At 71.5% G+C, this 23,499-nt stretch carries 19 protein-coding genes and 2 tRNA genes; 7 read left to right on the forward strand and 14 right to left on the reverse strand.

The features are described 5' to 3' along the window. Window positions 1-23 precede the first annotated feature (23 nt). The 4 genes from KIK06_RS14195 to KIK06_RS14210 form a co-directional block, all read right to left on the reverse strand. Window positions 24-1,304 (reverse strand): sugar ABC transporter substrate-binding protein, encoded by a 1,281-nt coding sequence (locus KIK06_RS14195; RefSeq protein ID WP_026127461.1) that lies wholly within the window; start codon window positions 1,302-1,304, stop codon window positions 24-26. 145 nt (window positions 1,305-1,449) lie between these two features. Next, complete coding sequence (locus KIK06_RS14200) at window positions 1,450-1,947, reverse strand: hypothetical protein (RefSeq protein WP_017597841.1); 498 nt, start codon at window positions 1,945-1,947, stop codon at window positions 1,450-1,452. A 126-nt stretch (window positions 1,948-2,073) separates the two neighbouring features. Beyond that, complete coding sequence (locus tag KIK06_RS14205) at window positions 2,074-3,360, reverse strand: SAM-dependent methyltransferase (RefSeq protein ID WP_268643494.1); 1,287 nt, start codon at window positions 3,358-3,360, stop codon at window positions 2,074-2,076. 59 nt (window positions 3,361-3,419) lie between these two features. Then, window positions 3,420-4,865, reverse strand: a complete 1,446-nt coding sequence (locus tag KIK06_RS14210; protein ID WP_268643495.1) for an FAD-binding oxidoreductase — start codon at window positions 4,863-4,865, stop codon at window positions 3,420-3,422. Window positions 4,866-5,145: 280 nt separating this feature from the next. Here KIK06_RS14210 and KIK06_RS14215 point away from each other — a divergent pair, with 280 nt between their 5' ends. Then, window positions 5,146-5,937 carry a glutamate racemase gene (locus tag KIK06_RS14215; RefSeq protein WP_193789743.1) on the forward strand — a complete coding sequence of 264 codons (792 nt, stop codon included), beginning with the start codon at window positions 5,146-5,148 and terminating at the stop codon, window positions 5,935-5,937. Here the strand turns inward: KIK06_RS14215 and KIK06_RS14220 are convergent. Continuing rightward, on the reverse strand, window positions 5,880-7,415 hold the full coding sequence (locus KIK06_RS14220; protein WP_268643496.1) for a hypothetical protein: 1,536 nt from the start codon (window positions 7,413-7,415) through the stop codon (window positions 5,880-5,882). The two genes, KIK06_RS14215 and KIK06_RS14220, sit on opposite strands and share 58 nt — an antisense overlap. Before the next feature lie 543 nt (window positions 7,416-7,958). On the opposite strand from KIK06_RS14220, the gene KIK06_RS14225 reads away from it, so the two are divergent. Continuing rightward, window positions 7,959-8,306, forward strand: coding sequence for a hypothetical protein (locus KIK06_RS14225; protein WP_017597835.1), 348 nt, complete (start codon window positions 7,959-7,961; stop codon window positions 8,304-8,306). Window positions 8,307-8,488: 182 nt separating this feature from the next. Next, window positions 8,489-9,013, forward strand: coding sequence for a DUF6315 family protein (locus tag KIK06_RS14230; protein ID WP_026127460.1), 525 nt, complete (start codon window positions 8,489-8,491; stop codon window positions 9,011-9,013). A gap of 66 nt (window positions 9,014-9,079) precedes the next feature. On the opposite strand, the gene KIK06_RS14235 is transcribed toward KIK06_RS14230, so the two are convergent. The 7 genes from KIK06_RS14235 to KIK06_RS14265 form a co-directional block, all read right to left on the reverse strand. Then, a complete protein-coding gene (locus tag KIK06_RS14235) occupies window positions 9,080-11,161 on the reverse strand; it encodes an ATP-dependent DNA helicase (protein ID WP_268643497.1) in 2,082 nt (693 codons plus the stop codon). A 160-nt stretch (window positions 11,162-11,321) separates the two neighbouring features. Further along, the gene (locus KIK06_RS14240) at window positions 11,322-11,765 is read right to left on the reverse strand and encodes a hypothetical protein (RefSeq protein WP_268643499.1); all 444 of its coding nucleotides are present in this window, start codon (window positions 11,763-11,765) and stop codon (window positions 11,322-11,324) included. A 389-nt stretch (window positions 11,766-12,154) separates the two neighbouring features. After that, window positions 12,155-12,227: transfer RNA gene (locus KIK06_RS14245), tRNA-Ala, on the reverse strand. Between the two features lie 110 nt (window positions 12,228-12,337). Next, window positions 12,338-13,168, reverse strand: a complete 831-nt coding sequence (locus tag KIK06_RS14250) for an energy-coupling factor transporter transmembrane component T family protein (RefSeq protein WP_268643500.1) — start codon at window positions 13,166-13,168, stop codon at window positions 12,338-12,340. Further along, window positions 13,161-14,921, reverse strand: coding sequence for an ABC transporter ATP-binding protein (locus KIK06_RS14255; protein ID WP_268643501.1), 1,761 nt, complete (start codon window positions 14,919-14,921; stop codon window positions 13,161-13,163). The genes KIK06_RS14250 and KIK06_RS14255 overlap by 8 nt, the downstream gene beginning before the upstream one ends. Beyond that, complete coding sequence (locus tag KIK06_RS14260; RefSeq protein ID WP_017597830.1) at window positions 14,918-15,850, reverse strand: hypothetical protein; 933 nt, start codon at window positions 15,848-15,850, stop codon at window positions 14,918-14,920. Before KIK06_RS14260 ends, KIK06_RS14255 begins: the two co-directional genes overlap by 4 nt. 10 nt (window positions 15,851-15,860) lie before the next feature. Then, the gene (locus KIK06_RS14265; RefSeq protein ID WP_268643502.1) at window positions 15,861-17,492 is read right to left on the reverse strand and encodes an HAD-IA family hydrolase; all 1,632 of its coding nucleotides are present in this window, start codon (window positions 17,490-17,492) and stop codon (window positions 15,861-15,863) included. Between the two features lie 154 nt (window positions 17,493-17,646). On the opposite strand from KIK06_RS14265, the gene KIK06_RS14270 reads away from it, so the two are divergent. Both KIK06_RS14270 and KIK06_RS14275 read left to right on the forward strand, forming a co-directional pair. Then, complete coding sequence (locus tag KIK06_RS14270) at window positions 17,647-18,675, forward strand: LacI family DNA-binding transcriptional regulator (protein ID WP_040688565.1); 1,029 nt, start codon at window positions 17,647-17,649, stop codon at window positions 18,673-18,675. A 463-nt stretch (window positions 18,676-19,138) separates the two neighbouring features. Continuing rightward, window positions 19,139-20,233 carry an amidohydrolase family protein gene (locus tag KIK06_RS14275; protein ID WP_268643503.1) on the forward strand — a complete coding sequence of 365 codons (1,095 nt, stop codon included), beginning with the start codon at window positions 19,139-19,141 and terminating at the stop codon, window positions 20,231-20,233. Between the two features lie 194 nt (window positions 20,234-20,427). On the opposite strand, the gene KIK06_RS14280 is transcribed toward KIK06_RS14275, so the two are convergent. Beyond that, window positions 20,428-20,500: transfer RNA gene (locus KIK06_RS14280), tRNA-Ala, on the reverse strand. A 153-nt stretch (window positions 20,501-20,653) separates the two neighbouring features. Here KIK06_RS14280 and KIK06_RS14285 point away from each other — a divergent pair. Then, window positions 20,654-20,947: a GroES family chaperonin gene (locus KIK06_RS14285; protein WP_017597826.1), complete on the forward strand. Its 294-nt coding sequence runs from the start codon at window positions 20,654-20,656 to the stop codon at window positions 20,945-20,947. A gap of 47 nt (window positions 20,948-20,994) precedes the next feature. Here the strand turns inward: KIK06_RS14285 and KIK06_RS14290 are convergent, their stop codons facing one another. Further along, window positions 20,995-21,585: a TetR/AcrR family transcriptional regulator gene (locus KIK06_RS14290; protein WP_268643505.1), complete on the reverse strand. Its 591-nt coding sequence runs from the start codon at window positions 21,583-21,585 to the stop codon at window positions 20,995-20,997. Between the two features lie 142 nt (window positions 21,586-21,727). Here KIK06_RS14290 and KIK06_RS14295 point away from each other — a divergent pair, with 142 nt between their 5' ends. Continuing rightward, complete coding sequence (locus KIK06_RS14295; protein ID WP_268645992.1) at window positions 21,728-23,497, forward strand: ABC transporter ATP-binding protein; 1,770 nt, start codon at window positions 21,728-21,730, stop codon at window positions 23,495-23,497. Window positions 23,498-23,499: the final 2 nt, after the last annotated feature.

Consider the following 23,499-nt stretch of genomic DNA (forward strand, 5'->3'; position numbering starts at 1 on the left):
CAGCCCGACCGGTGTGCCCACGCTCAGCCTCCGTTGAGGATGCGTTCGATCTCGGCGGCGGCCGTCGCGGTGGCCTCGTCCACGGTGGCGTCGCCGTTGAGGATGCTCTGCTGCATGGCGACGATGACCTTCTCGGCCTCCACCCGGCCCCAGGCCGGGGCGACGGGGGTGCCGCGACTGGCCGTGATGAGCTGTACGGCGAAGGGCCGGACCAGTGGGTCCTCGGACTCGGCGAACGCGGTCACGGCCTCCTCACGCCCGGGGAAGAAACCGGTCTCCTCGGCCCAGCGCGAGGAGAACTGGTAGCTGGTCAGGTGGTCGACGTACTCCCAGGCGACCTCCTCCTGCCCGGTCCCCTCGAACACCGACAGGAGGGAGCCGCCCGCGAAGGAGTCGGTGTAGCCGTCCTCCCGGCCCGGGATGACGAAGACGCCGAGCCGGCCCTCCAGATCGGGATTGGACTCCAGGATCGCCTTGGGGTTGGCGCTGCCGGAGATCGCCATGATGGCCCGTTCCTCGGCCAGGGATTCCATCACGTCGATCTCGTTCCAGTTCACCGCGCCGGTGGTGGAGACGCCGTCCTCCAGGGCCAGCCCGGTGAAGAAGGACATCCCGGCCCGGCCGCCGTCACTGTCGATCTCCGACACCCACGTACCGTCGGACGTCTGGACGGCGAGTTCCGCGCCTCCGCCCCAGATCCAGGGCATGACCGAGTACTGCGCGTCACCGGGGATCGGGAAGGCGATCATGTCCTCCTCCGCCTCGGAGAGCGCGATGGCGGTCTCCCGCAGCTCGGCCCAGTTCTCGGGGACCTCCTGGTCGTGCTCCTCGAAGATGTCGGTGCGGTAGACGATGGAACGGATGGCCGCGTACCACGGAACCCCGTAGATCCGGTCGTCGATCCTCCCCATCCGGAGCAGGCTCTGGGTGTAGACGTAGGGGTCGTCGACGTAGCCGGACAGGTCGTGCAGGGCGCCGGAGTCGGCGAACTCGGGGACGAAGGTCGTGCCGAGCTCGACCACGTCGGGCACCGTACCTCCGGCGATGGCGGTGGAGATCTTGTTCTGCGCGTCGCTCCACGGCACGAACTCGACGTCGACCCCGACGCCCGTCTGCTCGGTGAACGCCGCGTTGGCCGCGTCGAAGTAGGCCGTCTCGTCGGGGTTGGTGCCCTCCATGATCCAGACGACGAGGTCGTCGGACACGGAACCGCCCGTGCCCATGCCGCAGGCGGTGCCGACGAGGGCCAGGGCCATCGCCGCGGCGGGGAGGTGAACGTGAGTGTGTGCTCGTCTGCGTGCCATCGGCGCGCCTCCCGTTCCTTTCGAGGGTCCCCCGGGGGATGGTAGGAAACCTACGTAAAGAAGCGCCCCGTGTGAAGTAAACAACAGATCCTTGTGTCTCAGCTGTTAGGAGAGGATGGCCCCGGCGTCCGCGCCCGGACCGCCGTCAGTCCTCCGCGAGGCCGGTCACCTGGCGGAGGGTGGCCACGAGTTCGGGGCGACGGTACACGGCCAGTCCGATGGCGGCGCTGAACGCGGCGAGCATGTGCACGAAGACCATGGGGTCGCCCTGGGCGAACCGCTCGGCGGCCTCCTCCTCACCGATGGAGTGCGCCTCCCACGCGGTGCTGACGGCGAACTCCAGCTCGGGTGGGAGCATCTCGGCGACCGTGCGGGCGACGGCCTCGCGCGAGTCGGCGGGCTTCCACACCACACCGGTCTGCTGGACCCGGCGGCTCAGGAAGGCGGAGATGACCTTCAGTTCCGACATCACGTCGTCGACGTCGTCGGCCGCCTGAGGGATCACCTCGTCGAGTTCGTCCCGGTTGCGGTCGGCGTAGGCGCCCACGAGCGCGATCGCCGTGCGCTTGACGCGGTCGGGCAGGTCGGGCGCGGGGGTCTCGCCGCTTTGGGGCGCGTTCTCTTCGGAGGGCTCGGAGGACACTGTCGGGTCCCTTCACGGTGCTGCGGGCCGGTGTGAGGCTTCCATCATGCCGTCACGGAACCGTTCGCGCGTGACCGACGGGCCCGTGTCCCCTCCCGGCGAACAGGAGGGGACACGGCGACGCGCTCAGAACGCGGGACGCAGGGGCATGCGGGCGTCGGCGCCGTCCAGGCGGACGCCGAGGATCTGGTGCAGTTGCACGACGTTCCGCTCGAAGCCGAGCACGCATCCGGCCATGTACAGGCGCCACACCCGGGCGGTGCCCTCGCCCACCAGGGAGACCGCCTCGTCCCAGTTCCGGTCGAGGTTGGCGCCCCAGTGGCGAAGCGTGAGGGCGTAGTGCTCGCGCAGGTTCTCCTGGTGGCGGATCTCGAACCCCGCGTCGTTCATCGAGGTCTGGATGGCGCCCGGCCCCTCCAGCTCGCCGTCGGGAAACACGTACCGGTTGATGACCCCCTTGGGGTCCATGGCCTTGAGGTCGTTGCGCGGGCGGGTGATGCAGTGGTTGAGCAGCCGACCGCCGGGGACGAGCTTGGCGTACAGGGACGCGAAGTAGGAGTCCAGGTTGCGCGCACCGATGTGCTCGGTCAGCCCGATCGAGCTGATCCGGTCGTAGCTGCCGTCGGAAACGTCCCGGTAGTCCATGTGGCGGACCTCGGCCAGCTCCGACAGCCCCTCCTGGGCGATCCGCTTGGCCGCCCACTCGGCCTGTTCCTTGGACAGGGTGACGCCCAGCGCCTTGACCCCGTGTTCCCGGGCGGCGTGCATGACCATGCCGCCCCACCCGCAGCCGACGTCGAGCAGACGCATGCCCCGTTCCAGACCGAGCTTGCGCGAGACCAGCTCGTACTTGCGGAACTGGGCGCTCTCCAACGCCCCGTCGAATTCCTCCACTCGGCCCAGAGCGCCGTCCTCGTCGTCGAAGACGGCACAGGTGTAGGTCATGGACGGGCCCAGGACCAGCTCGTAGAAGGCGTTGGACACGTCGTAGTGGTGGTGGATGACCTCGGCGTCGCGTTCCCTGGAGTGCCGCCAGCCCATGGCCGCGAGCCTGCCCACACGCATCTCCTGCGGCGGCGGCGCCACACGGTTGACGAACTTGACCCAGCCCACGGACCGGACGATGCCGGCCAGGTCGCCGAGGGAGAGGTTGACCCCCTCGGCGAGCACGAAGTCGGACATACGCCTCAGGACGGTGTACATGTCGCCCTCGACGTCCAGGTGACCGGACACGTAGGCGCGGGTGAGGCCGACCGCGTTCGGTGACTGGGCCAGGTAGTTGACGGCGACCGGCGTGCGCACGTGAAGGGCGACGTCGGAGTTCGGGGCTCCGGCGGAGCTGCCGTCGTAGGCGGTGAAACGGATGGGCGCGTCGGGGCCGACGACCCGCTCGAAGATCTCTGCAAGCCGCACGTTCTCGTCCTCCCTCTCCCGGGCGCGCCCCTGGAGGGGACCGCCCGGTGTCTGCGGTGTCAGCGGTTGCGCACGCACTTGGCGTACAGGTCGAGCAACCGTCCCCGGGGGTCGTAGGACTCCTTGAGACGGGAGTAGGCGGGCCCGTTGTAGAGGCGCCAGAACTCGTCCTCGGCGTAGAAGGCGTCCGAGTAGAGCGACTTGTGGCCGCCGAGCCGCGCGACCTCCTCCTCCACCAGGCGGTTGTGGTGCGCCCGGCGCTGGCGGGGCTTCATGTCCACCAGGCCCCAGAACCCGAAGTTCACGTAGAGGCGGTCATGGTCGAGGGGGTAGAGCGGCCACACGTGCTCGCCCTCGGCCGCCCCGGCGTGCCGGGGCTCACGGAGGCGGAGAGGGCACATCCACACGGGGGTCATACCGATCTCGGAGTGGAAGAACTCCAGGAACTCCGCGCCGCGTTCCACGCCGACCTCGACGTCCTGGATGAGCGGCTCCTGTGGACGCCTGCCCCGGTAGTGGTTGAGCAGGCGGGAGAAGTCGGTGCGCCGGTCCCAGGCGACGAGTCTGCGGTAGACGTCGGAGCGTTTGAGGGACCGCGGCCACAGCGGCCGGACGAGGGGGTGCTGCGTGCCGAAGGCGCGCGAGCACCAGAACCAGTCGGTGTCCCACCGCCACAGGTAGTCATGGGTGGTGAGGTAGTCGCCGGGGCCGTTGCCCGCGTGGCGCCGGATGGACTGGTAGTAGATGTCGGTGCCGGTGTAGTCGCTGGCCCAGGGCGCCTGGTCGGTGAAGCGGGCCAGGCTGAGGTAGAGCTCGTCGGGGCCGAAGGCGACCCCGTCCACGAAGTCGACCGGCTGGCCGTCGTGCTCGGCGTCGGCGCAGATCCTCGCGAGGGCGTCCATGGCCTCGGCCCCGTCGTGGAACCGCAGGTGGCGAAGGTGTACGTAGGGAGAGACCGGTTCGAGTTCGATCCGCAGGCGCAGGCTGTATCCGAGCGTTCCGTAGGAGTTGGGGAAACCGTGGAAGAGGTCGGCGTGCTCGTTGTCTCGGGTGGCCGTGACGACGTCACCACCGCCGGTCAGGATCTCCATCTCCTGGACGGACTCGTGGGGCAGGCCGTTGCGGAAGGACGAGGACTCGATGCCGAGGCCGGTGACCGCCCCGCCGAGGGTGATGGTGCGCAGCTGGGGGACGACGAGCGGCATGAGGCCGTGCGGGAGGGTCGCGGCGACGAGCTCCTCGTAGGTGGTCATCCCGCCCACGTCGGCCAGGCGCTCCACCGGGTCGATGGAGATGACACCGGAGAAGGCGGACACGTCCAGCGGCGGAGCGGTGGTCGGTTCGCGGAAACGGAAGAGGTTGGAGGTGGGCTTGGCCAGCCGCACGGGGGCGCCCTCGGGCAGTTCCCGGTACTCGCGGCGCAGCCGCTGAACCGCCGCGATGTGCGCGGCCAGTCCTGGCCGATCCCCGGTGACGCTGCCCGTACCCTGCTGTGAAGTTGCCATCTTCCCGCTCCCGGTCTCGGCGCACGTGACGCACGGCGTTGTTCGACCCGAGGCCCGCCGGAGGGTGCGCGGGAACGGGCCGATGCCCCTCTGTTCTACCTACGGGTAACGGCTTCGTGCCACCCCATTTGTGACCGTGTCTCCGCCCGGGTCCGTTCACCTGGGCATTGTCCGGGCCCACTCCGGGTGTGGCGTGGAACACCCCGGGAAGGACGGCACCGCGCCGACCGGAGGCGCGTGGGGCGCCGCCGTGGGGACGGCCCGACTAGAATCAGCTTCCGTGCGCATCGCTCTCGTAGACTCCGGTATCGGGATGCTGTCCACCGCGGCCGCCCTGCACGCGGCCAGGCCGGACGCCGACCTGGTGCTCTCCATGGACCCCGACCACATGCCCTGGGGTCCACGCACGCCCGAGCAGGTGATCGGCCGCGCGCTGGCCGGGGCTCGCTCGGCGTGCGCCGCCCTGGGCGGGGACGGCGCGGACGCGGTGGTCGTCCCGTGCAACACGGCCTCCGTGCACGGGCTCGCCGACCTGCGGGCCGAGTTCGAACCAAGGGTGCCGGTCGTCGGGACGGTTCCGGCGATCAAGCCCGCCGCGACCGCCGGCGGACCGATCGCCGTGTGGTCGACGACCGCGACCACCCACAGCGCCTACCAGCGCCGGCTCGTGGAGACCTTCGCCGCCGGGGTCGAGGTCACCCAGGTGGCCTGTGTCGGCCTGGCCGAGGCCGTGGAGTCGGCCGACCCGCGGCTGATCGACGAGGCCGTGGCCTACGCGGCCGAACGGACGCCCGCGGACGTGCGCGGGGTGGTCCTGGGATGCACGCACTACGACCTGGTGAGCGAGCGCGTCACCGCTGTCCTGGGCCCGCGGGCCCGGCTGTTCACGGCCGCCGACGCGGTGGCCGCCCAGACCCTGCGCAGGATCGGCGACCTTCCCCCGAGTGACCACGTCGGCCGGGTGTCCGTGCTCGCCAGCGGGCGCCCCTCCCGGCTGCCCTCCGCCGCGCTGGCCTATCCGGCGGGGCGAGCGCTGGCCACGGCGGCTCCGACCCCCGGGGCGGCCCGGTAGTCGTCACCGTGCGGCACCCCCGCGGCGAGGGTACGCACCAGGTCGCGCACCCCGGCGGTGTCGTTGTCGTGCATCAGCGTCTCCAGCAGCGAGAGCGCCGCGCGCTGGTCCCCGGGGCGCTCGCGGACGTGGCGCCACTGCGGTTCGGTGGCCGCGTCGGAGAGCATGAGCGTGCGGCCGACCTGCCCGAGGGCGGTGAGCAGCGGAGTGTCGTGCGGAATGGCCGCCAGCGCGGCGTTGACCTGCTCGGCCTGCTCCTCGGGGTTGACCTCGTCCGAGGGCTGGGCGCGCAGGTACTCCAGGATCCGGTCGGCGGAAGCCAGCGGTTGGACCGGCGCCATGGCCCCGATCATGGCGCGCACCTCGTCGAGGTCTCCGACGATCTCCTCCGTTCGGCCCAACTCCCCGATGAGCCGCTCGGCGCGCTGGGCCGAGCACGTGGCCACCCAGTGCGCGCCGCGGCCCGCCGCCAACCGGGCGGCGGCCAGGGCCAGTTCGGCGCCGCGCCGGGGCGCTCCCACCCGTTCGAAATAGCGCGACCACGTGGTGACCCGCACACCCAGCCGCCAGTCGTTGCGGACCGCGCCCTGGCACACGAGGTTCTCCACCGCCTCCACCCAGGCGGGGCGCAGGCTCGGGTGGGCCTCGGCTTCCTCGACGGTGGGCAGGGGGACGATGGCCTCGCGGGACGGGTACAGGCCCAGACGCACCAGCCAGGACAACAACCGCGCGCGTTCGAAGCGGATCAGGCGGCGCAGAGCGACGTGGCGGCCGCCATGGGTGTCCGCCCCGAGGGCGACCTCGGCTTCGAGCCGGTCCAAGGCCTCCAGGGCGTCGGTGTGTTTGTCCTGGTGGCGCAGGGCTCGAACCAGTGTGAACACGCCCTCCGCGCCGAGGAACGCGGGCCCGGTGGCGGTGTGCTCGAATCGCCGCAGGTCGGCCTCGGCGCGGTCCGGTCGTCCTTCGTCGATGAGCAGGTGGGCACGGGCCAGGCAGAACGAGGGCCAGGCGGGGGTCTGTTCCCATCCGGCCAGCCGCCGCGACGACAGCAGTTCGGCGCGCTCGGACGTGGTGCCGCCCGCGTCGACGTTGGCGTGGCAGCGCACGAGCGTCTCCAGCGCGGAGACGGCCAGCGGTCCGTGCGCGCGCGGGTCGGGTACGCCCTCCGCGGCGGCGACCGCCTGGTCCAGGGAGCGCCGCCCCTCGGCGAGGGCACCCACCCGCACGGCCAGGGGCCAGTGCGCGAGGTAGAGCAGCGTCGGCGGCCCGAAGACCCCTGGCACCTCGGCCCGGTCACCGCCCGCCTCGGCCACCAGTCGGCGCGCCGTGCGCAGGGCCGAACGGGCGACGGCCTCCACCCGGGCCGCCTCCCCCTCCTCGCACAGCCTCGGCAGGCTCATGACCGCCTCGGCGAGGTCGACCTGTCCGGTCGCCCGCAGGCGGCTCGCGGTCTCCCCCGCCCATGTCCACATCGGCATCATCAGTTCGTCGGGGCGGACGCCCCGGCCCTCAGGACCGGAGAGGAAGCCCCTGCCTCCTTCTGCGTGGTGTAGGCGTAACCGTCCGCGCGCCGGGGCGGTCGGACGTTTCGGTGTCCCGTGCCCCGCACGGTGCCGTGGACGGTGCTGACGTCGAACCCGCCGGTGTGCGCGCCCGCCTTCTTCCCGGCGGGCGCGACGGCCCGGACCGGTCGGTCCGCCGTCCCGTGTGGAACGTGGCCAACGGGTCACCTCCCTCGGGTGTCGGCTGGTACCGGCAACGGCGGGCCTTGCACCACTCGGGCCGGGAACCCCGCCTGAGGACGGGGGATCCCGGTACCGCTCCCCCTGTCGCGCCATGTGAGAACAGAACGTAGCAGCGCGGTGACGGAGCTGTCCGGAAAACGCGTGAAACCGGTGCTCTCCGGGCTACCCGCGGCCGCCCGGAGGGCGGTTGAAGCCCTAGAATCAGGACCAACCGGCCCCCGACAGCGGGGGCGTCGGTGTCTGACCACCCGCTCCACCAGGAAGACGTGAACGCCCATGGGATGGCGAGACCGCTTCGGACTCCGCAAGGCCAACCGCAAGGGCAAGGCCCGCTTCGACCGGGCCTCCGAGGACGACGACATCAAGGCCCTCATCGAGTTCGCCAAGAGCCGGGTCGGCGTGGAGTTCTTCGTCGAACCCGAAACCTTCGCCACCCGGACCACCGCCGTGGCGGTGGCCACCGACGGTGAGTGGATCCGCCGCCGGTGCGGCTCCCCCGACGTCATCCGCAAGGTGGCGAACCGCATCGCGACGCCCGCCTACGACGTTCAGATCGTCGGATACCCGCAGCGGATGCGCGACTGGAGCGCCCGCAACAAGCGCGGGCTCTCCATGGACGACTGACCGCCCGCCTTCCAGCGGGAAGAGTGAGACTGAGCACGCCGACCTTCCGGCCCTGGTCGGGGCGAAACCCGCGACCGGGTCATTTTGGGCATTGATGACGACACCTTGCCGCGACTTCCTCGCCGAACGGGTTCCCTAACGGGCATCTTCCATCGCATACTCGCCTGGGAGGGGGGACTCTGATGAAGCAGGATCTCACTGCCTTGTGTTGCGAGTGCGGCATGATCCGCGAAGTGAGCGACTACCAGAGCGTGGGCGAGGCCCAGTCGGCCTACGGCGTGGCCCGCTGCGTCGTCTGGCGCAAGTGCCGCACGTGCGGTTACCGCACGTACCACGCCTACCTGCGCGTTGACGAGGACCGCGATGAGCTGGAGGACGCGCTGCGCCTGGACGGCGCCCTGGCCGCCGAGGCGTTGGAGGAGGAGGTCGAACAGCTACGGCTGTGCGGGGTGGAGGTCGGCCACGCCCCCGTCCCCGCGATCTGGGACGGACAGTCCGTCGGAATGGTCACGCAACGGCTGACCGACCAGGCCTACTCGATCGTGCTGGACCCGGAGGCCTCGGTGGTGTCCCGGCTCAAACTCATCGACATGATGTGGAACGAACTGCTGGTCGGCGAACACGACGACCGGTGGTACATCCAGGAACCCGAGGACGACTCCCCCGGATACGCCATCCGCCTCTTCGGATTCCGGGACCGCCGCTGACCGCGAGACAGGCACAAGGCTCCGCTCACCCGCCACCGCGTGTGGCGGGTGAGCCCTCCCACCGGGTCAGCCCGACGCCGCCGCCGGTTCGGTCCGTTCCGACAGGCGGCGCAGCGCCGCCCGGGCGACCGTCGGGTCCGTGGTCCCCCAGTAAGGCGGCAGCGACGCGCGCAGGAACCCCCCGTAGCGCGCGGTGGCCAGCCGCGGGTCGAGCACAGCGATGACCCCGCGGTCGTCGGTGGAGCGCAGCAGCCGCCCCGTGCCCTGGGCGAGCAGCAGGGCCGCGTGGGTGGCGGCCACCGACAGGAAGCCGTTGCCGCCGTGGGCCGCGACCGCGCGCTGGCGGGCCGAGGCCAGGGGGTCGTCGGGGCGGGGGAACGGGATCCGGTCGACGATCACCAGTTGCAGCGAGGAGCCCGGTACGTCCACTCCCTGCCACAGTGACAGGGTCCCGAACAGGCAGGACCGCTCCTCCTCGGCGAACCGGCGGACGAGCTGACCTGTGGAGTCGTCGCCCTGGCACAGGATCGGATGGTCCAGCCGTTCACGCAGCGCCTCGGCGGCCTGTTGGGCGGCGCGCATGGAGGAGAAGAGCCCGAGTGCCCGGCCGTCGGCGGCTTCGATGAGCTCGGTGATCTCGTCCAGGTAGGCGTCGGCCAGGCCGTCCCGGCCGGGCGGGGGAAGGTGGGTGGCCACGTAGAGGATGCCGCTGCGCCCGTGGTCGAAGGGGGAGCCGACGTCGAGACCGCGCCAGCGGGGCTCCCCCGCCGCGCGGTGCGGGCCGTCGTCGTCGGGGTCGGGCACCTGGTCGGGGCCGGGGTCGGTCTTCCCGGCGGCGGCGCGTTCGGCGGCCTCCTCGGTCACCTCGCGGCCCAACCCCCACTGGCGGGCCAGGGAGGTGAAGGAACCGCCGAGGGTGAGCGTGGCTGAGGTGAGCACGACCGTGCGGTCTCCGAAGAGCTTCTCCCTCAGCAGCCCGCCCACACCGAGCGGCGCGACGTGGAGGGAGGGCGGACGGGACGGGCCCCTGGTCAGCCAGACGACCTCGGTGCGGTCGCGCAGGGGAGGCGCGTAGGACTCCAGGACGCTGACGGCGGCGTCGTGGACCTCCCCCAGCGCGGCCAGGGCCAGGCGCCGGTCGGAGGCGGTGTCGGGGTCGAACTCCCCGGAGGACGGACCGACGGCGTTGACGCAGGCGGCCGCGGCGTCGCGCACGGCGGCGACGGCACCGGCAAGTCCGTCGTCGATCTGGTCGAGTCGGCCGTCGGGGGCGTCGGCGAGCATCAGGCCGAGTCCGTCGGCGCACTCGGCGAGACGCTCGCTGATCCCGGGTTCGACGAGGCGTCCGGCGCGCTTGGCGGCGGTGCTCACCGCGCGCTCGGTGAGGTTCTCCGTCGCCACGGAGGTGGCGCGGTCGACCAGTTCGTGCGCCTCGTCGATCATGATGGTGTCGTGCTCGGGCAGGATGTGGTGGCCCTGGGTCATGTCGATGGCGAGCATCGCGTGGTTGGTGACCACGACGTCCACGCCCTGGGTGGCCTCCCGGGCGAACTCGGCGAAGCATTCCTGGCCGAAGGCGCAGACCCGCGCGCCCACGCACTCGTTGCCGCCCACGGAGACCTGGCGCCAGGCGAGGTCACTGACCCCGGGCACGAGTTCGTCGCGGTCGCCGGTGACGGTCTCGTCGGCCCACTCGTGCAGCCGTGCGACCTGGCGCCCCAGCGAGGAGAGCTGCCGGGGGTCGAAGAGCTCGGCGTCCTCAGCTTCCTCGTCAGCCGTCTGGAGGCGGTTGCGGCACAGGTAGTTGCGCCGCCCCTTCAACACGGCGAAGGTGGGCTCGCGCGGCAGCAGCGGGGCGAGCGCGGCGGCCAGGCGCGGCAGATCACGGTCGATGAGCTGGTTCTGGAGCGCGATGGTGGCCGTCGAGATCACGACGGTGGTCTCCTTGGCCATCGCGTGTCTGACGGCGGGCACGAGGTAGGCCAGGGACTTGCCGGTACCGGTGCCGGCCTGGACCACCAGGTGTTCGCGCCGGTCGACCGCCTCGGCGACGGCGTCGGCCATGGTCGTCTGACCCTCACGACGGCTGCCGCCGAGGGCGTTCACGGCGGCGTCGAGCAGGGTGGGAACGTCGGGGAGATCTGCCACGGATCGACAGTACCCGTCGCGGGCGACAGCCGGGGCGTTGTCCACAGGGCCCCGGTCGGCGGCTCCGGCTCGCGCCAGGGGGCGACGGCCTCCTCCGGCGCGTCCATGGCCTGGGGCGTCCCCGGGGCAGGGGGGTGGCGAAGGCGTCCCGGAACCGGCCTCAGCGCAGCCCGGCGAACAGGCGGCCGATCTCGGTCTCGGCCCGCAGCACGGTCGGCAGCAGCTCGGATTCGATCCAGGCGCGCTCCTCCCGTCGCGCGGGACGCGAACGCGGACCGAGGTCCTGGGAGAGCACGGTCAGGGCCGTGCGGATACGGCGGACCCGCCACAGATCCGGGGAGTCGGCGGGCTCGCGGAGAGTGTGCTCGGAGAGGAGGTCGTAGCTGTCGCTCAGCACCTGCTCGACCTTGTCGACCGCGGCGACCCGGACCACCTGGTCCCACTCGGCCGTGGTGAACGGCTCCGTGACGGTCCGCCGAACGGCGGGAGCCGGCGCGGGGACGTGGACGGCGGGCGCGGACTCACAGTTCCGACAGGAGGCCGACGACGGTTCGGCGCGGCGGAGGAAGGCGGGAAGGGAGATCCGGGTCCACAGACTGCGCATTGCACCCCCGTGTGCGTCGGTTTTGGGGATTTGTCTGTTTGGACGCGAATGGCGACGAGCCGGTTCCCTCGCACACGAGGTTTTCGGATCGGGAACCCGGCACACCGGGGGTCCGGGGGGTCGTCCCCCGAAAAACAGATGCGGGCCGCGGCGAGCCGGTCGAAGACCGGCGAGCAGCAGCCCGCAACTCGTGGACCTTAGACAACCTAACTACGACCCACGGGGCACAACCCCGCGTTGTCAGGGTATGGCCCATCCACCCCACCGATCAGCGCGACCTGGGCCACAGGGGGTTACCTCGGGGGGTTCGGGGGGTCTCCCCCCGGTCAACACGAAGGACGACCCGGCGAGGCGGCCGAAGGCCTCCGAGCAGGGTCGTCCTGAGTCCGTGGAGCTATGGGGATTCGAACCCCAGACCTCCTCCATGCCATGGAGGCGCGCTACCAACTGCGCCATAGCCCCGTGCGAAGCAACGAAGAAGAGTCTACCGGACGACGCGGGGTGGAATGACCGACCGACGGCGGGCGCCCCGTCCCGGGTTCCCGGGGCGCCCGCGGTGTGGACGTTCGTGTTCAGACGGCTCCGCCGAGGAGGGGGAAGGCCCGGCCGACGGTGAAGCAGACGGCCACGAGGGCCAGCGTGGCCCCCAGGAACAACGCGTCCCAGCGGTCCGCCCTCAGCGCTGCGAGGCGGATCCGTCTGCCGTCGGGGTGCTCGGCCGCGTAGGTGAACCCCCGGGTCTCCAGGGCCTCCACCGTGGTTCGCGTCCGCTTGGCCGTGTTGAGCATGAGCGGGTAGAACGCGGCCACGAGCGTCGTGGCCGTACGGACGGCCACCCGCCAGCCGAGGAACCCCTTCGAGGCCAGGGGCGCGGCGCGCAGCCGGTGCCCGTCGACCACGGTGTGGAACTCCTCCATGAGGACGGGCAGCATCCGGTATCCGTAGCTGACTCCGAAGCTGACCATGGCGGGCGCGTGCAGGCTCAGCAGGGCGTCGGAGAGCTTCTCCGGGTCGAGCGAGACGAACGCAGCCATGCTGGCCAGGCTCACGGTCGCCAGCTTCAGGGTGAACTCGGCCATCGCCAGGACGGTACTCGCGTCACCGCCGAACAGCCACGCGGCGAACAGGACGTACAGGCCCTCCAGGACGAAACCGATGACGAACAGTCCCAGGATCAGCGGACCGACCCTGCTGAGCACGACGGCCGCGGCGCACACGGCGAACAGCCCGGCGAGCACGGTGACGTTGTGGGTGAACCACGGAACCACGGCGAGGATCAGGTACCAGCCGATCACGACCCGGGGGTCTCTCCCGGCCAGCAGCCCGCCACGGGTGGCGTAGGCGGTCCGGAGCAGTTCGAGTTTGACCCACTCCACCGAGAGCCGGTCGCGTTCCCTACGCACGCTCCCCCACCTCCTCCGCCGGGATCCCACCCAGCCTGCTCACGAGTTCCGGCACCGACAACGGCGGCGGCGCCACGCCCAGGGCCAGCCCCAACCGCGTGACCTCGGGCGCCACCAGCCCCACGGACTCCATGAGCGCGGTGTCCGCGAACAGCCCGGCCGGATCGGTGTCGGCCGCGACCCGTCCCCCGTCGAGCACGAGGACACGACCAGCCCACTCGGCGACCAGATGCATGTCGTGGGTGGCCACCACCGTGCACCGAATGGTGCCGGAGAGCGCGTCCAACATGGCGATGACCGCGTCACGGCTGGCGGTGTCCAGGCTGGACGTGGGCTCGTCCAGCAGGAGCAGGGCGGGGCTCGTCGCCAGCCCGACGGCCAGCGTCGCCCTGCGCTGCTGGCCGCCGGAGAGCAGACGGCCGTCGCGCCCGGCGAGACCGGACAGCCCGACTCGGTCGAGGACCTCGGCGACCAGGGTGTCGGTGTCGGTTCGGCCGCGCCCCCTCGGGAACATGGCCACGTCCTCGTACACGCTGTCCTTGAGGAACATCTGCTCGGGGCGCTGGTAGAGGTGGCAGACCCGGTCGGCGAGAGCGTTCGGCCGTACCGTCCGGGTGTCGGTTCCGCCGACTCGCACGGTCCCCTCCCTGGGCACCTTCAACCCGGTGAGCAGGCGCAGCAGCGTGGACTTGCCCGCCCCGTTGCCACCCACGAGGGCGACGCGCTCCCCGTCGCGCAGGGTGAGGTCGAGGCCGTCCAGGACGACGGACAGGTCTCCGCCGACGCCGCGGTAGCCGTGCCGTACTCCGGCCAGTTCCGCGACCGTCTCCCCCGTGGGCTCCGACCCCGCCACCCGCACGGCGCGGCGGTCCGGCGGAAGGGCGTGCGGGTGTCGGCTTCGCAGCCGGTCGGCGGCCTCGGTCACGGTCAGCGGGGGTGGGGCGGCCGGATCGAGTCCGCGCGCCACCCGTACCACCTGGGGCGCGGGAATCCCGTGGCGTTCCAGTTCCTCGGCCCGGTCCATCGCCGCACGGGTCGGCAGGTGCCAGACCGGCGCGCCGTCGGCCATGAGCACCACGGAACGGGCGTACCGGGCCACGTACTCCGCGTGGTGCTCGATGACGACGACCGTGGTGCCCAGGCGGCGGTTGAGGTCCTCGAGCACCTCGTAGATCCGCGCCGCCCGGGCCGGGTCGAGTTCGGCGACCGGCTCGTCCACCACGACCACGCCCGGGCGCAGCGCCATCACGCTGGCCAGCGCGACCAGGTGCTGCTGGCCTCCGGACAGTTGCCAGGTGAACCGGTCCGCGAGGTGGGCGACGCCGAGCAGCTCCATGGCCTCGTCGGTGCGTTCACGATGGTCGGGCAGGCCGAAGTTGACGGGGCCGAAGGCGACCTCGTCGCGTACGGTGGGCCGCACCAGTTGGTTGCCGAAGTCCTGGTAGACGTATCCGACGAGGTGGGACAGCGCGCCGACGGACACCTCACGGGTGTCCCGGCCCAGGACCCTGACCCGACCCTCGAAGGTTCCCGACCAGTAGTGCGGGACCAGTCCGTTGAACGTCTTGCAGAGGGTGGTCTTGCCGGACCCGTTACCGCCGACCACCGCGACGAAGTCGCCGCGCTCGATCCTCAGGTCCACTCCGCGCAGGGTGTCGTGGTCGGCGCCGGGGTAGCGGAAGGCCAGGTCCGACACCTCGACCGCGGGCGCGTCGGCGGGCCCCGGCCCCGTGGCGGCTTCGGTGGAGGTCATGGCCGCCGCTCCCCCACCTGGCGGTCCTGGGCGGCGCGCCGTCCGCGCGACCGCAGGACGAACCGGACCGAGACGACCAGCCCGACGAGCACGATGAGCGCCGCGGACGCGCCGACCCACAGGAAGCGGGCTCCGTAGAGCTCGACGAAATCGGGTTCCCACACGCCGAAGTTGTCCACGATCTCATTGGTGAACGCCGCGATCATCGCCACGAAGGACAGGAAGACGGCGAGCAGGAGGAACGCACCCGTCCCGCGTTCGGCGAGCGGGATCCGGTGCCGGGCGTCGCGCGGCGCCAGGCCGAGCAGCGGCTCGATCCTCCCGTGCAGCCGGGGCCCCAGCGCCATGGCCGGCAGGACACCGAACAGGACGCCGCTGATGACGAGGGCGACCGCGAAGTCGACTCCCTCCAGGACGAGGACCGACTCGGGCAGCCCGGGCACGGAGTCGGCCTCCTCGACCCCCACCCACACCTTGGCGACGTCCACGGTGGCGGACAGCATCTTGTCCACGACGACCGTGACCACGCTGGCCAGGGCGAGCTGCCACCTGCGGCCCGGGTCGCGGACCAGGCAACCGGCGACGTAGAGGGCCAGGAACATCTGGAGGTAGCCCTCCAGTTCCCCGATCCCGGAGAAGTCACCCATGAGGAGGTCGGCGAAGACGATCTCGCCGAGGGGCGCTCCCAGGGCCGCGTACAGCGGGTGGAAGAGGGCGACCATGAGCACGGGAACGAAGGTCAGGTAGGACACCCCGAGTTCGACGGGGCCGACCTGGATCTCGGGGAGGACCTCCGTGACGATGTTCGCCAGTCCGAACAGCGTCATCGAGAGAACGAAGACCATGAGCTTCTGACCGGAGTTGAGTTCCGGCGGACCGGGGCGGCCCCGGAGGTCGGGGATCGCGGCGGTTCGGGAGGAGTCGGCCATGACGCGCCTTTCAGGTGCTGGAGGGGGTGAGGGGGAGTGGTGTGTCGGCCCACAGGCCGAGGAGGTCGTGCATCTGGTCGATGACGTGTTGGGGCCGTCGCTCCGGCGGTCCGGTGAGCGCGGCGTCGATCTCGTCGTCGTCGGCCGACCCGCCGCGCACGACCACGGCCGTGCCGACCCCGGCCGCGTGGGCCGCCGCGACGTCGCGCCAGGGCTTGTCCCCGACGAACCAGCAGTCGGCGGGGTCCACACCGAGGGCGGTGACGGCGGCGCGGACGGTCGCGGGGTCGGGTTTGCGACGGCCGAGTTCGTCGGAGTAGACGTGGGCGCCGACGAGGTGGTCGAGACCGAAGCGGTCGAGCTCCTCGCGCGCCGCCCGACCGCACACGGTGTTGGAGACGATCGCGACCGGGATCGCGCGGTCGGCGCAGAACTCCAGGACCTCACGGACCCCGTGGCGCGGCACCGCCCGGCTCTTGGACCGGGCGTACTCCAGGGTGAGCTGGGCCGACTCGGCCAGGAGCAGGGCACGGGCGCGCTCGGGCAGGTCCCGCCCGACCATGTCGTGCCAGAACTCCCGCGGGGTGATCTCGGGGATCGGCCCCGCGTCCGGGTGACCGGCCTTCCAGGCCCGATAGCGGTCACGGCCCTCGCGGACGAGGGCGGCGACGGCGTCGGGGGTGGTCGCGTACCCGACTCGGCCGAGCCGTTCGGCGACGCTCCCGGCGAAGGAGTTCCAGGCGTCCGGGGTCGGTGTGGACAGGACGACGACCCCGCCCTGGTCCAGCAGGAGGGCCCCGGGGGGACGCCCCCCGGCGGGAGACCGGTGGTCGGGCGCCGGGGAGGGGGCAGCGGACACGGGGTGGCTGTTGCGGAGGGGGGACACCAGGCCCTCCGGGGTGTCCAGGACGGCGTCGGCCCGGTCACGTACGGGGTAGGGCGGGGTGTCGGTGTGGTGGTGGCGGGTGAGGACCACCGCGCCCACACCCGCGCGCCGCCCGGCGACCACGTCCCGGTCCTGGGTGTCGCCGACATACCAGCAGCGCTCGGGGGCCGTGCCGAGCGCCCTGGCGGCGAGGCGGATCATCTCGGGGTGGGGTTTGCGGACACCGACCTCGTCGGAGTAGACCTGCACGCCGAAGTACTCCTCCAGGCCCGCCTCGCGGACGAGGGCCCGGTGGGAGCGGCCGGAGTGGGCGTTGGAGACCATGCCGACGCGCACCCCGAGGTCGCGGGCGGCGGCGAGGAGGTCGCGGACGCCCGGCCGCACCTCGTGTTCGGACAGCAGGGGGGACATGGCGGCCAGGAGCCCGGCGGCGTCGCCCGCCAGGACCTCCCGTGCCCGCGCGTCCAGGTCGGAGGCGAGGAAGTCGACCCAGATCGTACGGTGGTCGAGTTCCTCCGGGGTGCGGCGCCGTCCGGCGGCGTTCTTCCAGTCCTTGAGCGCGGCGAGCCCGGCGTCGAGTGATCCACGCAGCAGCTCGACCGCCACGTCGTGTCCGGCGCGGGCCAGGACACCGTGCAGGTGGCGGGCGACGGCGGCACGGCCGTCGGGGCGCTTGCGGGTCTGGAAGACCACTCCGCCGAAGTCGAGGAGGAGCGCCTCCGGGCGGAGGAGCAGGGGCGGGGGAGGGTTGTCCACGAACGTCTCCTGTCGGGTCGGGGCCGCGTTCACCAGCGACCCTAGGCACGCGCCACCGACACCGCGGATCCTGTGGATGACCCCGGGGGAAACGAATCTGGAACGTTCCAGATTCGAATGGGCCGTCCCGTCCCGAACACGACACAATGGTGGGGTGACGACCACAGGCGGAGGCGGGCGGACCCGGCGCGGCGGACGTCCCACGATCGTGGACGTCGCCGCCGCCGCGGGGGTGTCCAAGTCGCTGGTGTCCCTGGCGCTGCGCGGGGACGACGGGGTGAGCGCCGCGACCAGCGCCCGCATCCTGGCGGCCGCGGAACGGCTCGGATACCGCTCCAACGCCCTTGCCCGGGGCCTGGTACAGGGGCGCACGATGATCCTCGGGGTGCTCCTCACCGACCTGGCGAACCCCTACCACACCGAGGTCGTGGCGGGGGTGGAGGAAGCGGCGGAGACCAGGGGCCTCACCGTCCTCCTGGCGCACGGACGACGCGACCGGGCACGGCTGACACACCAGCTCGACGCGCTGTTGCAGCTGAACGTGGACGGCGTGGTCGTGGTGAGTTCCTGGGTCGAGCCGGACGCGCTGGCCGACGCGGCGCGCCGCGCCCCGGTCGTGATGGTGGGACGCCCCGACCGTTTCACCCGGGGTGTGGACACCATCGCCAACGACGACCGCGCGGGCGCGGAGGCGGCGGTCCGGCACCTGGCCGGGCTCGGGCATGAGCGGATCGCCCACCTGTCGGGATCACGGCGCCCGGCCTCGCGCGCCCGTCGTGAGGGGTATCGGGAGGCCATGGTCTCCCTCGGGGCGGAGAGGCACGTGGCCGTGTGGGAGACCGGCGACGACCCGCGCGGGCGGGAGCGCGCCGCCCGGGCCCTGCTGGCCGCCCGGCCGACGGGGGTCTTCACCGTCAACGACCTGGCCGCGCTCGCGGTCCTGGACCAGGCCCACGCGGAGGGGATCGCCGTCCCGGAGGAGCTGTCGGTCGTGGGGTACGACAACACCGCCCTCGCCGAGACCGTACGCCCCCGCCTGACCAGTGTGGACCAGCCTCGCCTGGTGATGGGGGGCCTGGCGGTGGAGATGGTGGTGGAGCGCCTGTCGGGGCGGAGTGAGGACCGGCACGAGGTCCTCTCACCGAACCTCGTGATCCGCGCCTCGACCGCTCCCCCGGCGTAGGTTCCCCTCCGAGCCGGCCCCGAAGCCGGGGCGCCAGGCACAACGAGCCCGATGATCCGGCCCGAAACGGAGTCGTCGCCGACCGCCGCGCGCCCGGCACCCGCGCCGACCGGCGCCCCGCCCGTCCGCGAAGCGGCCATGCGGACGACAGTCGGCCCAGCCATTCCGTCAGCAGTCGCCGTTCGGCGCGGCTGAGGACGTTCCGGCCGGGCGGCGCGGCGCGCGGCGGCGTGGATGATCCGGGCCGCGAGGTCCTCCTCGACGCGCGGTTCCTTGATCGGACCCTGCCGGTCGGGGGCGACGTGCTTGGCCGCCGGGGCTCGGGTCAACAGGCATGTATCAACGATAACGCCATCCAAGCATCGCTTTTTTATCGATGTTAACACAATAGTGTTGACAGTGTAATTATCATCGATAACATTTAGGTCATTCCATTGGAAACACGCGTGTGAGGAGCACCGCCATGCCCGACCGCCTGCGGATCATCGGAGTGGAAGAGACCGTCGTCGTACCCGCCGTCTATGAGGCGTACCTGCGGGCGGGATCACCGCAGATCCCCGCCCGCGGCTTCGGGGACGGCCCGATCGCCGAGAACCTGCGCGAGGTCGGTGAGCGGCGGCTGGCCCACATGGACGACCAGGGCATCGACGTCGCCGTGCTGTCCCTGTCGTCGCCGGGTGTGCAGGACCTGCCGGAGACCGACGCGATCGCCGTGGCCCGTGAGGCCAACGACCAGCTCGCGGAGATCGTCGCCTCGCGCCCCGACCGCTTCCAGGCGTTCGCCGCGATCCCCACCCAGTCACCGGCCGCGGCCGCGGCCGAGCTGGAACGCGCGGTGGGCGAACTGGGTTTCCCCGGCGCGATGCTGTACGGCCGCACCGGAGACAGACTGGCCGACCACCCGAGCAACGACGAGCTCTACGCCACCGCCGAGCGGCTGGGTGTGCCACTGCACTTCCACCCGCAAATGCCGGTCCAGCCGGTGATCGACGCCTACTACTCCAACATCGGCCAGATCGGCACGCCGCTGGCCGGGGCGGCGATCGGCTGGTATTACGACCTGGGCGTGCAGTACCTGCGGATGATCTTCTCGGGCGTCTTCGACCGGTTCCCCGATCTACAGGTGATCGCCGGACATTGGGGCGAGGTCGTCACGTTCTACCTCGACCACATCGGATTCTTCGCCGAGGCCGGTGGCCTTCAGCGGCCGCTCGCCGACTACTTCACACAGAACTTCTGGGTCGCCGGCAGCGGCACCAACAGCCCCCGCTACCTGCGCTGGACCGCCGAGGTCATGGGCACCGACCGGATGCTGTACTCCACCGACTACCCCTTCACCTACGGCTTCCGTCCTGGCGGCTTCCCCTACGTCGACACCAGCGACGGCGCCGCACGCTCCTTCCTGGAGGGGGCGCCCTTCACCGACGGGCAGAAGGCCGACATCGCCCACCGCAACTGGGAACGCCTCACCGCCCGTGCGACCGAGCGCCCGGCGGTCCGAAGCCTGGCGACGGCCGGCGGCGACGCCCTCTCCGACGGTGGAGGGGGTGCTGCGTGAAACCCGTTCGGCGCGCTTCCCGGCCCCGGCGTCGGCCGAGGGTTCCCAAGCGGTCCAGAGCGGACCTTACGCAAGCCAACGACGACCCCCGGGGGAAGCCCCGCATCGGGGGTCTGGGGGTCGTCCCCCAGAAGAAGCGACGAGACGACCCGGCGAGCGCGGTCACGCGCGAGCAGGATCGTCTCGGAGTCGAGTGGAGCTATGGGGATTCGAACCCCAGACCTCCTCCATGCCATGGAGGCGCGCTACCAACTGCGCCATAGCCCCTGGTGTGCCGGGCGGTTCCCCCGCTCGGCGTTGGGAACACTCTACCGGAGTTCGCGAGTGGGTCGCGCCATCGGCCTCCGCCCTGGGCGGGGAGGACCCGTGGGCGGGGCCGAATACCCTGGAATGGTGCCCGAATCAAAGCTTGAAATCCAGATGCTCCATGACCGCCTGTTGGTGAGAGCGGTCCCGGACAAGAGCGAGCGGCGCAGCAGCGCCGGTCTGGTCATTCCGGACACGGTGAAGCTGGCGACGAGGCTCGCCTGGGGTGAGGTCTGCGGCGCCGGAACGGGCGCCCGTCACGTCAAGACCGGCGATCGCGTGCTGTTCGACCCCGAGGACCAGGGCGAGGTCGAACTGAACGGCGAACGTTACGTCATCCTGCGCGAACGCGACGTGCACGCCGTCGCCAACGAATCCCCCGAGCGGGGAACCGGCCTCTACCTCTGATCCGTCGCCCGCCGCGCCCTCCCGCGCGGCGGGCTCCACCGCCCGGTTCACTTCCGCGGTTCGGTGGACACCGCCTTGACCAGGGACAGCAGGCACATGTTGAGTGCCTCGAAGGCGGGCACCCTGGCGACCCAGACGTAGGTGGCCCCGGCGTACAGGCCCGACCACAGCAGCTGCTGCGCCCACAGCGGCGTGATCCTGGGGTCGATGGTGCCGTCCTCGTGCCCTCTTTCGACGAGCTCGTACAAGGCCAGGTCCGCGGGACTGTTCCACTCCTCCTGCGGACTCTGCCGTGTGGCGTCGTGATCCCCGAAGGCGGCCATGACCGCCTTGCGCACCCCGAAGTACTCCGCGACCAGGCGGGAGAAGGCCTCGATGGCGGTGCCGTCGGTGGTGCGCGCCCGTTCGGTGGCCTCGTTGACCAGCTCCTCGACGTATTCCCCCAGGGCACAGATGAGGTCCGAGCGCTCGGGGAAGTAGCGCTGGAGCGTGCTCCGCGCCACCCCGGCGGTTCTGGCCACATCCGACAGCGGCGCCGCCGAGTTCTCCCCCAGGACCTCGACCGCCGCTTCGAGGATCGCCCGGCGGGTGCGCGCGCGTGTCCTCGTCTCATCCATCGCAGAAGCCCTGTTCGCCATGGCCTCCATCCTAGACCGGCAGATAATCAGTTGACGATAATGGGTCAGTCATGACCTAATTCAAGTCATGGATGATCAATCACCGGACACTGTCGCCCGTTCATCCTCGGACGAGAGCGAGCCCCGATTCGCCCAGTTACGCGTGCTGTGGTCGTTCGTGCGCCCGCACCGGGGCACCCTCCTCCTCGGCCTGGTCCTGGCCCTCTTCGGCTCGGCCCTGGAACTGGCCAGCCCGATGGTCATCAAGCTGGTCCTGGACACCGTCACCAAGGGGGGTGGGCTCGGCGCGCCCGTCACGCTCCTGCTCGGCCTGTTCGCGGTGGGGGCGGTCCTGGGTCTGTGGCACTGGATCCTGCTGGGCACGATGTCCGAGCGGATCGTCCTGGACGCCCGGACCTCGATCGTCCAGCGTTACTTCCGCGCGGCGATCCTGTCGCTGAACAAGCGACCGCTCGGCGAGCTGGTCACCCGTGTCACCTCCGACACCGTGCTCCTCAACAAAGCCGTCGGCCACAGCGTGGTCAGCCTCGTCAACGGCACCGTCCTGCTGGTCGGCACACTCGTCATGATGGCCCTGCTCGACCTGGTCCTGCTGGGCACCGCGGTCGTCGCGGTCGTCGTCGTGTCGGTGCTCTTCATGACCCTGATGCCGGCGATCGCCCGGCACCAGGAGCGCGCCCAGGCCTCGCTCGGTTCCATGGGCGGTGTCCTGGAGGGCGCCCTGCGCGCCATGCGCACGGTCAAGGTCAGCCGGGCGGAGGAGCGACTCGGCGACCGGATCCTGCGCGACGCCCAGGAGTCGGCCGAGCACAGCGTCCGCGCGGTGCGGCATCAGGCCGTCGCCATGACGATCGCCTTCAGCGGGGTGCAGCTCGCCATCATCGCCATCCTCGGGTTGGGCGCCGTGCGCGTCGGCGCGGGAACGATCGAGGTCTCCACCCTGGTCGCCTTCCTGCTCTACGCCTTCACCCTGATGGGTCCGGTCTCGGAGCTCTCCCAGAGCGTGACGGACCTCCAGTCGGGCGTCGCCGCCGCGAGACGGATCCGCGAGGTGGCGCGGATCCCGCTCGAACCGGAGGCGGACCCCGGTGCGGCGGGCACGCCGGACGCCGTCGTCTCCCCCTCCGGGGGCTCCGACGACGTCCTGCTGGAGCTGCGCGGGGTCACCGCGAGGTACGCGCCCGGCACGAAGGCGGCCCTCGACTCGGTGGACATCACCGTGCCGCGGCGCGGACACACCGCGATCGTCGGCCCGTCGGGGGCGGGAAAGACCACTGTGTTCTCCCTCCTCCTGCGCTTCCTGGAACCGGAGGGTGGCCGGATCCTGCTGGACGGCCTCCCCTACCGGGAGCTGAGCCCGGCCCGGGTGCGCGAGCGGTTCGCGTACGTGGAACAGGACACACCCGTGGTGCCTGGAACTCTGCGGGAGAACCTGGTGTTCGGCCGACCGGACGCGAACGAGGCGGACATCGGCCGGGTCCTGCGTGAGGTGCGGCTCGCGGACCGGGTGGACGCCTTGGCCGACGGACTGGACACCCCCGTCGACGCGACCTCGTTCTCCGGGGGCGAGCGCCAGCGGGTCGCGCTCGCCCGCGCCCTGTTGTGCTCGGCGGACGTGCTGCTGCTCGACGAGGCGACATCCCAGGTGGACGCGATCACCGAGGCCGCCGTCACCGAAAGCGTGCGCCGCCACGCCGAGCGGGCCGCGGTGGTGACCATCGCGCACCGCCTGTCCACGGTGATCGGCGCCGATCGCATCATCGTCATGGAGGAGGGTCGGGTGCGCGCGAGAGGCACCCACCGGGACCTGTTGGAGCGGGACGCGCTGTACCGGGAGCTGGTGGCGGCGCTGCGCATCGGCGGTGTCACCGAGGACGGGCCCGAGGTTCCCGAGGCCTCACCCGCGCGGTGACT

Origin of the sequence: Nocardiopsis sp. EMB25 (genome assembly GCF_026797795.1) — a bacterium.
GTDB lineage: Bacteria > Actinomycetota > Actinomycetes > Streptosporangiales > Streptosporangiaceae > Nocardiopsis > Nocardiopsis lucentensis.

What these genes read in the sequence shown, in the direction of transcription:
- KIK06_RS14285 (WP_017597826.1), top strand. Translation starts at nt 20,654, where the DNA reads ATGCTCCATGACCGCCTGTTGGTGAGAGCGGTCCCGGACAAGAGCGAG.
- KIK06_RS14240 (WP_268643499.1), bottom strand. Translation starts at nt 11,765, where the DNA reads ATGCGCAGTCTGTGGACCCGGATCTCCCTTCCCGCCTTCCTCCGCCGC.
- KIK06_RS14260 (WP_017597830.1), bottom strand. Translation starts at nt 15,850, where the DNA reads ATGGCCGACTCCTCCCGAACCGCCGCGATCCCCGACCTCCGGGGCCGC.
- KIK06_RS14220 (WP_268643496.1), bottom strand. Translation starts at nt 7,415, where the DNA reads ATGCCGATGTGGACATGGGCGGGGGAGACCGCGAGCCGCCTGCGGGCG.
- KIK06_RS14275 (WP_268643503.1), top strand. Translation starts at nt 19,139, where the DNA reads ATGCCCGACCGCCTGCGGATCATCGGAGTGGAAGAGACCGTCGTCGTA.
- KIK06_RS14255 (WP_268643501.1), bottom strand. Translation starts at nt 14,921, where the DNA reads ATGACCTCCACCGAAGCCGCCACGGGGCCGGGGCCCGCCGACGCGCCC.
- KIK06_RS14195 (WP_026127461.1), bottom strand. Translation starts at nt 1,304, where the DNA reads ATGGCACGCAGACGAGCACACACTCACGTTCACCTCCCCGCCGCGGCG.
- KIK06_RS14225 (WP_017597835.1), top strand. Translation starts at nt 7,959, where the DNA reads ATGGGATGGCGAGACCGCTTCGGACTCCGCAAGGCCAACCGCAAGGGC.
- KIK06_RS14230 (WP_026127460.1), top strand. Translation starts at nt 8,489, where the DNA reads ATGAAGCAGGATCTCACTGCCTTGTGTTGCGAGTGCGGCATGATCCGC.
- KIK06_RS14290 (WP_268643505.1), bottom strand. Translation starts at nt 21,585, where the DNA reads ATGGCGAACAGGGCTTCTGCGATGGATGAGACGAGGACACGCGCGCGC.
- KIK06_RS14210 (WP_268643495.1), bottom strand. Translation starts at nt 4,865, where the DNA reads ATGGCAACTTCACAGCAGGGTACGGGCAGCGTCACCGGGGATCGGCCA.